Here is a 14240-nt window from a genome sequence, read left to right on the forward strand (position 1 = left end):
CCCCGCCCCGCGGTCCGTGCCCCGGACGCGCGGCGGGCGCCGCGCCCCGGTGGGGAGCGGCGCCCGCGTCCGGACGTCCGGTGTGTCAGGGGGCCCCGGGGTCCCGGCGCAGCCCGTCCGCTCCGGCCCGCCCGTCCATGGGCAGGACGCGGTCCGAGGGCGGGCTGCCCAAGCGCCGCCGCACCTCGAAGGCGGCCAGGGCCACCGCGACCGCGCCCAGGGACGCCAGCAGCGCCGGGCGCTGGTCCGGGATGACCAGCATCGCCACCCCGATCACGACCAGGCCGACGAGCGTGGCCCAGGTCAGGTACGGGAACGCCCAGATGGCGAACCCCAGCCGCTCCGGCTCGCGCTCGCGGACCCGGCGCCCCACCACCAGTTGGGAGGCGCAGATCGTCAGGAACAGCACCAGCAGGATCGCGCCGATGGAGGCCACCAGGAACGGGAACACGTGCCCGGGGAACAGGTACTCGGCCACCGCGGCCACGTACCCGACCACCGTGCCCAGCAGGATCGCCCGCACCGGCACGCCGCGCCGGCTGGTCCCGCGCAGCACGCGCGGGGCGTCCCCCTGGCGGGTGAGGGTGAACAGCATCCGGGAGGAGGTGTACATCGCGGCGTTGAGCACGCTCAGCACGGCGATGAACACCACGATCTCCATGATCAGGGCCGCGCCGGGGATCCCGACGTGCTCCATGACCGCCACGAAGGGGCTGGCCCCCGGATCCACCGTACCCCAGGGCAGCACCGCCACGATGACCAGGATCGAGGCCACGTAGAACAGGCCGATGCGCCACAGCACGTTGGTGACCGCCGTGGCCACCCCGCGCTCGGGCTCGGCGCTCTCCCCGGCGGCGACGGTGATGATCTCCACGCCGCCGAAGGCGAACAGCACCACCACGGTCGCGGCCAGCACGGCCGTCCACCCCTGAGGCGCGAACCCGCCGTGCTGCCACAGGTTGGCGACCGAGGAGCCGTCGGCGCCCTGCCACAGGCCCAGCGCCCAGGCGCCGCCGATGAACAGGAACGCCACGATGGTGGCGACCTTGACCAGCGAGAAGAACGACTCGGTCTCGGCGAAGACGCGCACGGAGATGAGGTTGGCGGCCGTCATCGACAGCAGGACCGCCAGGGCCAGGATCCAGGCCGGGACGCCGGGGATCCACCCGGACAGGATGGTGGCGCCGGCGACGGACTCGGCGGCCACCAGGACCGCGTACATCCACCAGTAGACCCAGCCGATGGTGAAGCCCGCGCGGGGGCCGAAGGCCAGGCGCGCGTAGTCGGAGAAGGAGCCTGCGGCCGGGACCGACACGACCATCTCGCCCAGGGCGCGCAGGGTCAGGAAGACCAGGGCGCCGGCGATGAGGTAGGAGACCACGGACGCGGGGCCGGCCGCCTGGATGACCGCGCCGGAGCCGATGAACAGGCCCGCCCCGACCGAACCGCCGATGGCGATGAGCGCCATGTGGCGGCGCCGCAGGGTGTGGGCCAGCCCGGTGGTGGTGGACTGATCTGGGGTGTTCGCCGCGGGGTTGGGCGGCGTTGTACTGCTCGTCACATCCCCAACACTAGGAGCACACCGTCACCCCGGTGAGCACCGACCCCACAGAAAACACCCCATCAACCCATCAATATGGGGCAAATCACAGTGAAATCCGGTCAACCGGCACGCACATGACCGGGGACACCCACGGGGGCGACCGCCGCCACTGCACGGTGTGAGCGCCGCCACGCCACCGGTCCGGACCGGTCCGGACCCTCCCCACCACGGGGGAGGCGCACCGCCGCCCCGGCGTGCGACGATCACCCTGTGCGCCACCTCCACCGACCGCTCACCACGGCCGCCCGGCCCTTCACCAGCGCCCACACCTACCGCCGCTGGGCCTACCTCATCATCGGCGGCGCGCTCCTGACCCCCTACGCCATGGCCGGCCTCGTCCTGGCCACCCTCATCACCCAGGGCGGCACCGCCCAGGAGAGCCCCGGCCCCGGCGGCTGGGTCCTGGGCCTGCTCATCACCCTGGCCGCGCTGGCCGCCACCGCCCGCGTCCCCGCCGTCGCCGGCGCACAGCACCAGCTCGCCCGCGCCCTGCTGCGCGGCCCCCTGAACCTGCTGCCCGACACGCCCCCCGCACCCGGTGCGCGCACCTTCGTGTGGCTGTGCCTGTTCACCTTCACCGGCATGGCGGTCTGCCTGGCCACCATGGTCGGCCTCACCGAGTCCGCCCTGCTCGCCGTCGCACCCCTGACCGGCGACCCCCTCGCCCCCGCCGGGCCCCTCACCGTCCTGGGCCCCTCCCCGGAACCGGTCCCCAGCCCGCTGGGCCCCCTCGCGGGCCTGGCCCTGCTCCTGGCCGTCATCGCCGCCGTCGCCCTGACCGGCCACCTCATGGCCCGGCTCGCCCCGCGCCTGCTGGGCCCCTCGCCCGCCAGCCTGCTCGCCGACGCCCAGGCCCGCGCCCGCACCCTGGCCGAACGCAACCGCCTGGCCCGCGAACTCCACGACTCCCTGGGCCACGCCCTGTCCGTCATCACCCTCCAGTCCGCCACCGCCGCCCGCCTCATCGACACCGACCCCGACTTCGCCCGCCAGGCCCTCACCCACATCGCCGACCAGGCCCGCACCGCCACCGCCGACCTCGACCACGCCCTGGGCATCCTGCGCGAGGACACCACCGCCCCCACCGCGCCGCCCCCCGACCTCACCCACCTCACCCACCTGGCCGAGACCGCCTCCCACACCGGCACGCCCCTGCGCCTGGCCCTGGACGGCGACCCCCGCGCCGTCCCCGCCCTGCTCTCCCGCGAGACCTACCGCATCGCCCAACAGGCCCTCACCAACGCCCTCACCCACGCACCCGGCCGCCCCCTCGACCTCACCCTGGACATCGCCCCCCGCCACCTCCACCTCACCGCCACCAACCCCCTTCCGCCCCGCCGCCCCCTGGGACGGCGCCGCACCGGCGGCCGCGGCATCACCGGCATGCAGGAACGCGCCCACCTGCTCGGCGGCACCCTCACCGCGGGCCCCCACCCCGCCGCCGACCCCACCCACTGGACCCTCGACCTCACCCTGAACTGGAAAGACACCGACACCCCATGATCCGGATCGCCCTGGTCGACGACGAAGCCCTCATCCGCGCCGGGCTCGCCGCCCTCATCAACGCCGAACCCGACATGGAGGCCGTCGGCCAGACCGACGACGGCGCCGGCGTCCCCGACCTCGTCGCCCGCACCCGCCCCGACCTGGTCCTCATGGACGTGCGCATGCCCCGCCTGGACGGCATCCAGGCCACCCGCACCCTCACCGCCCGCCCCGACGCCCCCCGCGTCCTGGTCCTGACCACCTTCGACAACGACGCCTACGTCTGGGACGCCCTGCGCGCCGGCGCCACCGGGTTCCTCCTCAAACGCACCCCGCCCGAGGACATCCTGGCCGCCATCCGCATCACCCACCGCGGCGAGAACCTGCTCTTCCCCACGGCCCTGCGCGACCTGGCCGCCGCCAGCCCCTCCCGGCCGACCCCCGCCGCCCGCGCCGTGGCCACCCTCACCCCCCGCGAATCGCAGACCCTCACCCTCATCGCCCAGGGGCTCACCAACACCGAGATCGCCCACCGCCTGCACCTGGGCACCGAGACGGTCAAGACCCACGTCTCCAACATCCTCACCAAGCTCGGCGCCCGCGACCGCACCCAGGCCGTCATCGCCGCCTACGACTCCGGCCTCGTCCAGGCCCGCCGCTGACCGCGGCCGCGCCGCCGCGGGGGAGGGGCGGACCGGGCCACGGCGGGGGAGAAGGGGCGAACCCCGACGAACCCGCCCCACCCCGGGCCCGCGGCGACGACACGCCCACCACAACCCCGGCACCGGGTCACCGGGCTGCTACGTTCGGCAATCACACTCCGTCGCACCACCGGGAGCAGCACCGTGCCGACCATCGACCTGGACCACATCAGCACCCTCTACCGCACCCACCGCGACGGCCTCGCCCACGCCCGCGACCACATCCGCGCCCTGCCCGCCACCCCGGCCCCCGCCCCCGCACCCCACGACATCGAAGCCGAGATCACCTACCTCCTCGTCCGCCACCACGCCCCCGACCACGTGGTCCGCATCGGCACCGCCCACAGCACCGCCACCGCCTGGACCCTCGCCGCCCTGCACCACAACGGCACCGGCCGCCTCCACACCTTCGACACCCACGACCCCCACCCCCACCACCTCCCGCCCGGCATGGACCCCGACCGCTGGACCCACACCAAGGGCGACGTCCGCGCCAAACTCACCCACCTGCCCGAACACACCGGACTGCTCGCCCTCGACAGCACCCACGGCGGCTGGTTCGCCCGCTGGTACCTCCACCACCTCCTGCCCACCCTGGACCCCCACACCCCCATCGCCGTCCACGGCGTCTTCCAGCACCCCCACACCCCGCCCTTCACCGAGGGCGCCCTCGTCCTGTCCTGGCTCGCCAACAACACCACCGGCTACTTCACCGCCTCCGCCGCCCGCGCGCCCCACACCCACCGCGCCCTCACCGACCTCAAGGCCTCCCTCGGCCTGGACGCCCCCCTGCACCCGACCCGCACCGACCCCGCGATCTTCTTCCACCTGCCCACCCGCCCCCACCCCGCCTCACCGGCCACCACCCGGCCCCGCGCCCACGCCACCCGCTGACCCGGCGCACGAAAAAAGGGGGGCGGCCCCAGGCCACCCCCCCCGCACACAAAACCCGGATCAGTCGGACTTCAGATCCGACTCCAGCGAACGCCCCTCCCGGGCCGCCGCGTTCTCACGCACCCACACCACGTCGGCCGCGTCCGACACGATCCGCGTGAAATCCACCGGCTGGTCCAGACTCACCATGTGACCCGCTCGCGGCACGTTCAACAGACGCCCCTCCGCGCACGCCTCGAAGAACTGCCGCTCATGCAGCCGGAAATGATCCCGCGCCCCGTTCACCAGCCACACCGGCCCCGGGTAGCGCTCCAGCGCCGCCAACGCGTCCATCTCCGCCACCGCGTCGATCACCGCCGTGGCCGCCTCCACCGCCAACCCGCCGTCCAGCACCGCCTCGGCCGCCGTGTCGCGCAACGTCAACCGGTGGAAACGCTCGTTCAACGTCGCACCCTTGTCCGGCAGCCGGTCCATCAGCACCGCCGGGATCCGGTACACCTGCGCCAACGCCTGCGCGGGCTTGGCCGTGCAACTGGCCGCCACCAGGCCCGCCACCTTCCCCGGCGCCGCAGCGGCCGTCGCGATCGACACGAACCCGCCCAGGCTCAGCCCCACCACCAGGGCCCGGCCGCCCACGCCGTCGATCGCCTCCACCACCGCGTCCACCGCACGGCCCAGCGAGAAGTCCTCACCCCGCCGCGACCCGTGGCCCGGCAGGTCGGGCGCGACCACCCGCCGGCCCTGCTCCGTCAACAGGTCCACCTGCGGCCGCCACATGCTCCCCGACACCCGCAGACCGTGCACCAGCACGATCGGCACACCCACCGGAACGCCCACGCACCCCACCCCTCACACCTGGTAGCGCACCGTCACCGGCGCATGATCGGACCAACGCCCCGCACGGTCGGGATACCGCTCCACCCGACCCTCCACCACACGGCCGGCCAACTCCGGCGTGCAGACCTGGTAGTCGATGCGCCATCCCGTGTCGTTGTCGAAGGCACGCCCACGATACGACCACCACGAGTACGGGCCCTCCTGGTCCGGGAACAGCGCCCGCACCACGTCCACGTACCCGGCCTCACCGAACACCCGGTCCATCCACGCCCGCTCCTCGGGCAGGAACCCCGAGTTCTTCGTGTTCGCGCGCCAGTTCTTCAGGTCGGCCTCCCGGTGCGCGATGTTCCAGTCCCCGCACACCACCAGGTCCCGGCCCTGCTTCCGGAGCTCCTCGCGCCGCCCGACCAGGTAGGGCAGGAACGCCTTCATGAAGCGCTCCTTCTCGTCCTGGCGCTCGGTCCCCACCTCGCCCGACGGCAGGTACAGGCTCGCCACCGACACCCGGCCGAAGTCCGCCTCCAGGTACCGGCCCGACGCCTCGAACTCGGCCTCGCCGAACCCCACCCGCACCGCGTCGGGCTCCACCCGCGAGTACACCGCCACGCCGGCGCGCCCCTTGGCCGCGGCCGGGGCCAACGCCACGTGCCACCCCGGGGGAGAGGCCACCTCCGGCGGCAGCTGGGCCGCCTCCGCGCGCACCTCCTGAAGGCACACCACATCGGCCGCCGAGGCCGACAACCAGTCCACGAACCCCGGCGACTTCTTCGCCGCGGCCCGCAGCCCGTTCACGTTCACCGTCGAGATCACCATCGTCTGCTGCACGCACCCAGCCTAACCAGCGCCGCCCACGACCTCGCCGCGATCGCCCCCCGCCAACCGCCGCACCACCCCGTACGTCCGGTTCGACGACGCCGCGTCCCGCGTCGCCCGCGCCGTCACCTCGATGTACGCCTGCGAGGACGCCACCGAGGCGTGCCCCAGCAGGTGCATGATCTCGGTGACCGACGCGCCGTCCTCCGCCAGACGCGTGGCGAACGTGTGCCGCAGCGCGTGCACCAGCGTCCCCCGCGCCACCCGGTCGTTCACCCCCGCGTGCCGGTAGCACTGCCGCACCAGGTACTGCAGCCCGCCCCGCCGCAGCCCCTCGCCCCGGTTGTCCACCAGCAGCGGGTCCGCCCCCGCCACCGCCCCGAACCGCTCCCGCCGCGACGCCAGGTACGCCTCCAGCAGCACCTCCAGCGGCCGCTCGATCGGCAGCACCCGCTCGCCACCCCCCTTGCCGACCACGCGCACCCGCATCTCGCCCGACCGCCCCGACACCGAGTCCACCCGCAACGCCAGCATCTCCGCCGACCGCATCCCCGTCAGCAGCGCCAGCGCCAGCACCGCCAGGTCCCGCTCCGGCCACGGGTCGCGCGCCTTGCGCGCCCCCCGCGCCAGCGCCTCCAGCAGCCGCTCCGGCGTGTCCTCGCCCCGCAGCGGCTTGGGGCCCGAGGGCCGCACCCGCGGCCGCGGCACCGCCGGCATCGGGTTGCCCGACAGCACCCGCTCCGACACCCAGAACCCGAAGAACCCGTTCCACGTCGACCACGCCCGCAGCACGCTCGACGCCGCCCTGGACGCCGCGAACTCCGCGAAGGCCCCCCGCAGCGTCGCCACGTCCAGGTCCGCCCACCGCAGCTCCTCCGGCCGCGCCCCCCGGATCCCGGCCGCGCACCCCAGCACCCCCAGCAGGTCCCGCCGGTAGGCCGCCACCGTGTGCTCCGACGGCTTGGCCGCCCGACGCGCCACCAGATACTCCTCCACCGCATCCACCAGACGCTCGCTCATGCCCACAGCATTCCCGATCCCGGCGCCCACCGCCCACACGGCGGACGGGGGAGTGCCGCACCGCTGGTGACGCACGTCACGGCGAACCCCGCACGCGCTCTACCGACCGGTAGGTAGAGTGAGGTCGCAGGCCACCCCGACACCCGGAGCACCACCATGACCACCGACACCCGCACCCGCGCCATGACCGTCTACGCCGCCCACTTCGCCGCCCACGGCTACCGCGGCGCCTCCCTCGAAGCCGTCGCCCGCGAGGTCGGCGTCCGCAAACCCACGCTCTACCACCACTTCCCCGGCGGCAAGGAGACCCTCCACCAGCTCGTCGCCCTCGACTTCATCGAACGCCGCGGCCGCGACCTGCGCCGCGCCCTGGACACCGAAGGAGACCTCGACACCGTCCTGCGCGCCGTCATCACCGAGGCCGTCTCCGACCCCACCGGCGCCGACACCTCCTTCGACCAGCACCTCTTCGACTCCCTCGACCTCCTAGAGGACGACGTCCGCACCACCATCCGCACCGCCTACACCGCCGCCCTGCTCACCCCCCTCACCGAACACCTGCGCACCGCCATCACCGCCGGAGAACTCGCCGACCGCGACCCCGCCCTGCTGTGCAACGCCTTCCTCCACCTCGCCCGCGCCGTCGACATGACCGGCCCCGACCCCGAACAGGGCGCCCGCGCACTGGTCTCCCTCTTCCTCGACGGCGCCCGCACCCCCTGACCCCCACCCACCCGAACCAGGAGACGAGACAGCCGACGTGAACACCACCTGGGCCATCCAGACCGACGACCTCACCCGCACCTTCGGCGACACCGACGCCGTACGCGGTATCGACCTGCGCGTACCCCCCGCGACCGTCTTCGGCCTCCTGGGCCCCAACGGAGCCGGCAAGACCACCACCGTGCGCATGCTCACCACCCGCCTGCCCCCCACCGGCGGCACCGCCCGCGTCATGGGACTGGACGTACGCACCCACGCCCCACAGATCCGCACCCTCATCGGCGTCACCGCCCAAGAGGCCGGCCTGGACGAAGAACTCCCCGGCACCTCCGCCCTCACCCTGCTCGCCCGTCTCAACGGCCACCGCCGCGCGGCCGCCCGCGACCGCGTCGAACGCCTCCTGGAGGTGTTCGACCTCACCGACGCCGCCCACCGCCCCGTGCACACCTACTCCGGCGGCATGCGCCGACGCCTCGACATCGCCGCGAGCCTGCTGGGCTCACCCCGGCTCCTCTTCCTCGACGAACCCACCACCGGCCTGGACCCCCGCAGCCGCGAACAGGTCTGGGACCTCGTCCGCACCATGGCCCACCAGGGCACCACCGTCCTGCTCACCACCCAGTACCTCACCGAGGCCGACCGCCTCGCCGACCGGATCGCCGTCATCGACCGGGGACGCCTGCTCACCCAGGGCACCCCCCGCGACCTGCGCACCGCCCACGGACACCCCCGGCTACGCCTCCACCTGACCCGACCCGAACAGCACGAACAGGCCCGCCGGACCCTGGCCCCCCACACCGCCCACCTCGACACCGACACCGACGGCGCCCTCACCGCCACCGCCACCGGCCCCCACGGCACCGCCCGCACCGGCGCCGACCTCCTGACCGCACTCGACCGCGCACACGTCCAGGTCGACCGCCTCACCCTCGAACCGCCCACCCTGGACGAGGTCTTCCTCTCCCTCACCGAACGGAACCCCGCAGCATGAACCCGCCCACCGCCACCCACCCGCCCCACCGCCCACAGGACACCGACCGCACCGCCGCACTCGCCGAACTCATGGCCCACCCCGCCCCACCCCGGCCCGGACCCGCCCGCGCCACCGCCCTGCTCGGCCTGCGCGCCCTGTCCCAGCTGCGGCGCGAACCCGTCCAGCTCATCGACGTCACGGTCTTCCCCGTCCTGATGACCGCGATGTTCGCCTACCTCCTCGGCGGCGCCGTCTCCGGCACCACCGACGCCTACCTCGACTTCCTCATCCCCGGCATGACCGTCATGAGCGTGGTCCTGTGCACCGCCGGCAGCGGCGTGCGCCTCAACACCGACATCGCCCGCGGCGTCTTCGACCGCCTGCGCACCCTCGTCACCTGGACCCCCGCACCCCTGGTGGGCTCCCTCCTGGGCGACACCGCCCGCTACCTCACCGCCGCCGCCTGCGTCACGGCCGCGGGCGCGCTCATGGGATACCGCCCCGAAGGCGGAGCGGCCGGCACCGCCGCCGCACTGGCCCTCCTGACCGCCTTCGCCTTCGCCCTCTCCTGGGCCTGGCTGCTCGTGGGACTCCTGGCACGCACACCCGCCTCGGTCACCGCCGCCAGTACCCTCCTCTTCCCCCTCGTGTTCCTGGGTGACGTGTTCGTCCCCGCCCAGACCCTCCCCGCCTGGCTGCGCACCGTCGTCGAACTCAACCCCGTCACCCACCTCACCCGCGCCGTCCGCGACCTCACCGCGGGGGAGGGCGCCACCGCACCCGTCCTGTGGACCCTGGCCTTCTCCGCCGCACTCCTCGCCGTCCTCTCCCCCTGGGTGACGGCCCTGTACCGGCGCCGCTGAACCACCCGCACACGACGAAGGGGCCCCGCGGCACCCGCCGCGAAAGCCCCCACCGGACCCGCCCCTACGGGCGGACCCTCACTCCGTCTCCAGACCGGCCAGGTAACGGCGCACCAGACGCCGGCCCGCATAGCGCTCCCTGCGGTTGGCCGCCCTCACCATCGCCTGCCACTCCGCCCTGCACGCCCGGTCGTTGCACCCCGAACAGCAGGTGCGACCCCCCAGCAGCACACCGGGGTCCTCCCACCGGCACCGCGTCCCCTCGTCCCGGGGACCGGGACGCTCGGGCAGATCACACGGGCCGAAGCGGTGATCGTGCACCGCCCCGGGACCATGCTCGACATGGCGCACCCACAGGGGCTTGGTGGCGTCCGTACGGGACATCTCGTTCCTTCCGGAACCCGCCGCCCGCACCCCGGACCCTCCGGACGGGCGGCCGGATTCTGAACCTCACGACCACCACCTCCCGCCGTACACGCATGGACCCCGGACGATACCCCCCGCCCCCGCCACCGGCAAGGAAGAACCCCGGGGGAGCGCCCCCCCGCACACCACGACGGGCGCGGACCCCACGGCCCGCGCCCGTCCCACCGGGGGAGGGGGCTCACACCCCCGCCACCTCCCGCGCCCCCCGCGCGATCTGCACGTCCTCACGCGTGGGGACCACCAGCGTCCGCACCGACGCCCCCGCACCCGAGATGTCCGCCTCCCCGGACACCCCCTCGTTCGCCGCCCGGTCCACCACCACCCCCAGGAAACCCAGCCCCTGCGCCACCGCCCACCGCACCGGCGCCGACCGCTCGCCCACACCCGCCGTGAACACCAGCACGTCCAGACCGCCCAACGACGCCGCCATCGCCGCCACCGACGCCCGCAACCGGTGCACGTACACCCCGAACGCCAGCACCGACCGCTCCTCGCCCCGCCCGACCCCCGCCAGCACCTCCCGCATGTCCGCCGTCCCCGCCAACCCCACCAGACCCCCGCCCCGCTCCAGCCCCTCCGCCACCTCGTCCGCGCCCAACCCGCCCTCACGCTGCAACCACAGCACCATCCCCGGGTCCACGTCCCCCGAACGCGTCGCCATCACCAGCCCCTCCAGCGGCGTGAACCCCATCGTCGTGTCCACACACCGCCCCTCCGCCACCGCCGCCAACGACGCACCCGCCCCCAGGTGCGCCGTCACGATCCGGCGCCCGCCCGTCCGCCGCGCCGCCACCCCCGACACGTACGCGTGCGACAACCCGTGGAACCCGTACCTGCGCACCCCGAACCGCTCCCGCCACTGCGACGGCACCGCGTACGTGAACGCCTCCGGCCCCAACGACGCGTGGAACGCCGTATCGAAACACGCCACCTGCGGCACCCCCGGCACCGCCTCCGTGATCGCCTCCACCCCCGCCAGCGCCTTGGGCTGGTGCAGCGGCGCCAACGGCGTCAGCGCCGTCAACCGCTCCACCACCCCCGCGTCCAACCGCACCGGCTCCGTGAACTCCCGCCCCCCGTGCACCACCCGGTGCCCCACCGCCTCGGGGGAGGGCAGCCCCTCCAGGAAATCCCGCACCGCCGACGGATCCCACCCGCCGTCCACCAGCTCGACCGTCCGCGACCCCAGCACCGCGTCGTCGGAGTCCAGCAGGCTCAGCTTCAGCGTCGAGGACCCCGCGTTCACCACCAGCACCCGCATCAGTACGGCCACACCCAATCCCTGATGTCCGCCGGGTCCTCACCGTGCTCCCGTGTGTAGAGCCGGTGCCGCAACCGCTCGTCCACCATCCGCTGCCGGATGTGCGCCGCCCGCTCGCCCAGCCCCGGCACCCGGTCGATCACATCGATCACCAGGTGGAACCGGTCCAGGTCGTTGAGCATCACCATGTCGAACGGCGTCGTGGTCGTCCCCTCCTCCTTGTAGCCCCGCACGTGCAGGTGCCGGTGGTTCCGGCGCCGGTACGCCAACCGGTGCACCAGCCACGGGTATCCGTGGAACGCGAAGATCACCGGCCGGTCCGACGTGAACAGCGCCTCGTACTCCGCGTCCGGCATCCCGTGCGGGTGCTCGCTCGCCGGCTGCAACCGCATCAGGTCCACCACGTTCACCACCCGCACCCGCAGCTCCGGGAACAGCCGCCGCAGCAGGTCCGCCGCCGCCAGCGTCTCCAGCGTCGGCACATCACCCGCGCACGCCAGCACCACGTCCGGGTCCCCGCCCCCGTCCGTGCTCGCCCACTCCCAGATCCCGATCCCGCGCGTGCAGTGCAGCACCGCCTCCTCCACCGACAGGTAGTCCAGCGCGGGCTGCTTGCCCGCCACCACCACGTTGATGTAGTCCCTGGACCGCAGGCAGTGGTCCGCCACCGACAGCAGCGTGTTCGCGTCCGGCGGCAGGTACACCCGCACCACCGACGACGGCTTGTTCAGCACCACGTCCAGGAACCCCGGATCCTGGTGCGTGAACCCGTTGTGGTCCTGCCTCCACACGTGCGAGGTCAGCAGGTAGTTCAACGACGCGATCGGCCGCCGCCACGCCAGCCCCTGCGTCACCTTCAACCACTTCGCGTGCTGGTTGAACATCGCGTCCACGATGTGCACGAACGCCTCGTAGCAGCTGAACAGCCCGTGCCGCCCCGTCAGCAGGTAGCCCTCCAGCCACCCCTGGCACAGGTGCTCGCTCAGCACCTCCATCACCCGGCCCCGCCGGGCCAGGTGCTCGTCCACCGGGAGGATCTGCGCCCCCCACACCTTGTCCGTCGCCTCGTACACCGCCGACAGCCGGTTCGACGCCGTCTCGTCCGGCCCCACCAGCCGGAAGTTGTCCGGGTTGTCGCGGATGACGTCGCGCAGGAAGTGCCCCAGCACCCGCGTCGCCTCACTGGTGTGGGTGCCGTGCCCCTCGAACACCGACCCGTAGCGCCGGAAGTCCGGCAGCCGCAGGTCCTTCAGCAGCAGGCCCCCGTTGGCGTGCGGATTGGCGCTCATCCGCCGCCCGCCCTGCGGCGGCAGCCCGCGCAGCTCCTCCACCGGGGCGCCCGCCTCGTCGAACAGCTCCTCCGGCCGGTAGGACAGCATCCACTCCCGGAGCATCCGCCGGTGCTCCTCGTTGGAGCGCACCTGCGCCAGCGGCACCTGGTGCGACCGCCAGGTGTTCTCCACCGGGACCCCGTCCACCTCCCGCGGGCCCGTCCACCCCTTGGGGGAGCGCAGGACGATCACCGGCCACGTCGCCCGCCGCTCCAGCCCCGAGGTCCGCGCCACCCGCTGGATGTCGGCGATCCGGTCCATCGCCTCGTCCAGGGCCTCGGCCATCCGCCCGTGCATGTACACCGGGTCGTCGCCGCTGACCATGATCGGGTGGTAGCCGTGGCCCCGGAACCGCTGCAGCAGCTCGTCCTCGGGGATGCGCGCCGACACCGTCGGGTTGGCGATCTTGTAGCCGTTCAGGTGCAGGATCGGTAGGACGGCGCCGTCCTGCACCGGGTCCAGGAACTTGTTGGAGTCCCAGCTGCCCGCCAGCGGCCCGGTCTCGGCCTCGCCGTCGCCGACGATGCAGGCGACCACCAGGTCCGGGTTGTCGAACACGGCCCCGAAGGCGTGCGCGAGCGCGTAGCCCAGCTCGCCGCCCTCGTGGATGGAGCCCGGGGTCTCCGGGGCGACGTGGCTGGGGATGCCGCCGGGGAAGGAGAACTGGCGGAACAGGCGCTTCATGCCGGGCCCGTCGCGGCTGACGTCCCGGTAGACCTCGCTGTAGGTGCCCTCCAGCCAGGCGTTGGCCACGGCGGCCGGGCCGCCGTGGCCGGGGCCCATGATGTACATCATGTCGAGGTTGCGGGCCTTGATGACCCGGTTCAGGTGGGCGTAGCAGAAGTTGAGCCCCGGGGTGGTGCCCCAGTGGCCCAGGAGGCGGGGCTTGATGTGCTCGGGGCGCAGTTCCTCCCGCAGGAGGGGGTTGTCGAGCAGGTAGATCTGGCCGACGGAGAGGTAGTTGGCGGCGCGCCAGTAGGCGTCGATGCGTTGGAGTTCGTCCTGGCCGAGTCCCATGCTCTTCTCCCTGGATGGTGTGGTCGGGGGAGTGCGGGGATCGGCGGGCTCCCGGTGAGGGGGAGGGGCTCGTCGATCAGGGCCACGGTAACCGCGGGGGATCGCCGAACTCCAGACGCCGAGCCGGTCCGGTGACCTTCGGGGAGGCACGGGGTTCGGGTGCCCTGAAACGGTCATTGGGTGGGATGGAGTGGATTATGGGCATGAACTTCACAAGGACACGCAAATGATGCATAAAGCATGTTATGCATCAAAACTTGGCGGATGGGAGTGGGGCGGAGCGGGGGACGCCC

General features: G+C 73.4%; 13 protein-coding genes. 6 read left to right on the plus strand and 7 right to left on the minus strand.

The window, feature by feature from the left end; all coding sequences use genetic code 11:
* Nucleotides 1–85: 85 nt before the first annotated feature.
* Entirely contained in the window at nt 86–1468 is a 1383-nt protein-coding gene (locus K1J57_RS24750; RefSeq protein ID WP_220565767.1) for an amino acid permease, read from the minus strand.
* 345 nt (nt 1469–1813) lie between these two features.
* Between K1J57_RS24750 and K1J57_RS24755 the strand changes: the two genes are divergently transcribed.
* From K1J57_RS24755 to K1J57_RS24765, 3 genes are all read left to right on the plus strand, one after another.
* Nucleotides 1814–3106, plus strand: coding sequence for a sensor histidine kinase (locus tag K1J57_RS24755; RefSeq protein WP_220561040.1), 1293 nt, complete (start codon nt 1814–1816; stop codon nt 3104–3106).
* Nucleotides 3103–3750, plus strand: a complete 648-nt coding sequence (locus K1J57_RS24760) for a response regulator transcription factor (RefSeq protein ID WP_220561041.1) — start codon at nt 3103–3105, stop codon at nt 3748–3750. The genes K1J57_RS24755 and K1J57_RS24760 overlap by 4 nt, the downstream gene beginning before the upstream one ends.
* 183 nt (nt 3751–3933) lie before the next feature.
* Nucleotides 3934–4683: a class I SAM-dependent methyltransferase gene (locus K1J57_RS24765; protein ID WP_220561042.1), complete on the plus strand. Its 750-nt coding sequence runs from the start codon at nt 3934–3936 to the stop codon at nt 4681–4683.
* Between the two features lie 60 nt (nt 4684–4743).
* On the opposite strand, the gene K1J57_RS24770 is transcribed toward K1J57_RS24765, so the two are convergent.
* The 3 genes from K1J57_RS24770 to K1J57_RS24780 are packed head-to-tail and all read right to left on the minus strand — an operon-like array spanning nt 4744 to nt 7353.
* Nucleotides 4744–5508: an alpha/beta fold hydrolase gene (locus K1J57_RS24770; protein WP_220565768.1), complete on the minus strand. Its 765-nt coding sequence runs from the start codon at nt 5506–5508 to the stop codon at nt 4744–4746.
* A gap of 24 nt (nt 5509–5532) precedes the next feature.
* Nucleotides 5533–6333, minus strand: a complete 801-nt coding sequence (locus K1J57_RS24775) for an exodeoxyribonuclease III (RefSeq protein ID WP_220565769.1) — start codon at nt 6331–6333, stop codon at nt 5533–5535.
* A gap of 21 nt (nt 6334–6354) precedes the next feature.
* A complete protein-coding gene (locus tag K1J57_RS24780) occupies nt 6355–7353 on the minus strand; it encodes a tyrosine-type recombinase/integrase (RefSeq protein ID WP_220561043.1) in 999 nt (332 codons plus the stop codon).
* A 156-nt stretch (nt 7354–7509) separates the two neighbouring features.
* On the opposite strand from K1J57_RS24780, the gene K1J57_RS24785 reads away from it, so the two are divergent.
* From K1J57_RS24785 to K1J57_RS24795, 3 genes are read left to right on the plus strand one after another with little or no spacing between them, the layout of a single operon-like run.
* Nucleotides 7510–8076, plus strand: a complete 567-nt coding sequence (locus tag K1J57_RS24785; protein WP_220561044.1) for a TetR/AcrR family transcriptional regulator — start codon at nt 7510–7512, stop codon at nt 8074–8076.
* Nucleotides 8077–8113: 37 nt separating this feature from the next.
* Complete coding sequence (locus K1J57_RS24790; protein ID WP_220561045.1) at nt 8114–9067, plus strand: ATP-binding cassette domain-containing protein; 954 nt, start codon at nt 8114–8116, stop codon at nt 9065–9067.
* Complete coding sequence (locus tag K1J57_RS24795; protein WP_220561046.1) at nt 9064–9912, plus strand: ABC transporter permease; 849 nt, start codon at nt 9064–9066, stop codon at nt 9910–9912. The genes K1J57_RS24790 and K1J57_RS24795 overlap by 4 nt, the downstream gene beginning before the upstream one ends.
* A 78-nt stretch (nt 9913–9990) precedes the next feature.
* On the opposite strand, the gene K1J57_RS24800 is transcribed toward K1J57_RS24795, so the two are convergent.
* The 3 genes from K1J57_RS24800 to K1J57_RS24810 all read right to left on the minus strand — a co-directional run bounded on the left by K1J57_RS24800 (nt 9991) and on the right by K1J57_RS24810 (nt 13947).
* Nucleotides 9991–10296, minus strand: coding sequence for a hypothetical protein (locus K1J57_RS24800; RefSeq protein ID WP_220561047.1), 306 nt, complete (start codon nt 10294–10296; stop codon nt 9991–9993).
* 220 nt (nt 10297–10516) lie between these two features.
* Complete coding sequence (locus tag K1J57_RS24805) at nt 10517–11599, minus strand: acetate/propionate family kinase (RefSeq protein ID WP_220565770.1); 1083 nt, start codon at nt 11597–11599, stop codon at nt 10517–10519.
* Nucleotides 11599–13947 (minus strand): phosphoketolase, encoded by a 2349-nt coding sequence (locus K1J57_RS24810; RefSeq protein WP_220561048.1) that lies wholly within the window; start codon nt 13945–13947, stop codon nt 11599–11601. The genes K1J57_RS24805 and K1J57_RS24810 overlap by 1 nt, the downstream gene beginning before the upstream one ends.
* Nucleotides 13948–14240: the final 293 nt, after the last annotated feature.

It is taken from the genome of Nocardiopsis sp. MT53 (assembly GCF_019598965.1).
In the GTDB taxonomy this organism is placed as follows: Bacteria; Actinomycetota; Actinomycetes; order Streptosporangiales; family Streptosporangiaceae; genus Nocardiopsis; species Nocardiopsis changdeensis.

Excerpts from the sequence above, each read along its gene's own strand:
- K1J57_RS24800 (WP_220561047.1), bottom strand. The coding sequence starts at position 10,296 with ATGTCCCGTACGGACGCCACCAAGCCCCTGTGGGTGCGCCATGTCGAG.
- K1J57_RS24775 (WP_220565769.1), bottom strand. The coding sequence starts at position 6,333 with ATGGTGATCTCGACGGTGAACGTGAACGGGCTGCGGGCCGCGGCGAAG.
- K1J57_RS24760 (WP_220561041.1), top strand. The coding sequence starts at position 3,103 with ATGATCCGGATCGCCCTGGTCGACGACGAAGCCCTCATCCGCGCCGGG.
- K1J57_RS24795 (WP_220561046.1), top strand. The coding sequence starts at position 9,064 with ATGAACCCGCCCACCGCCACCCACCCGCCCCACCGCCCACAGGACACC.
- K1J57_RS24750 (WP_220565767.1), bottom strand. The coding sequence starts at position 1,468 with ATGGCGCTCATCGCCATCGGCGGTTCGGTCGGGGCGGGCCTGTTCATC.
- K1J57_RS24785 (WP_220561044.1), top strand. The coding sequence starts at position 7,510 with ATGACCACCGACACCCGCACCCGCGCCATGACCGTCTACGCCGCCCAC.
- K1J57_RS24780 (WP_220561043.1), bottom strand. The coding sequence starts at position 7,353 with ATGAGCGAGCGTCTGGTGGATGCGGTGGAGGAGTATCTGGTGGCGCGT.
- K1J57_RS24805 (WP_220565770.1), bottom strand. The coding sequence starts at position 11,599 with ATGCGGGTGCTGGTGGTGAACGCGGGGTCCTCGACGCTGAAGCTGAGC.
- K1J57_RS24810 (WP_220561048.1), bottom strand. The coding sequence starts at position 13,947 with ATGGGACTCGGCCAGGACGAACTCCAACGCATCGACGCCTACTGGCGC.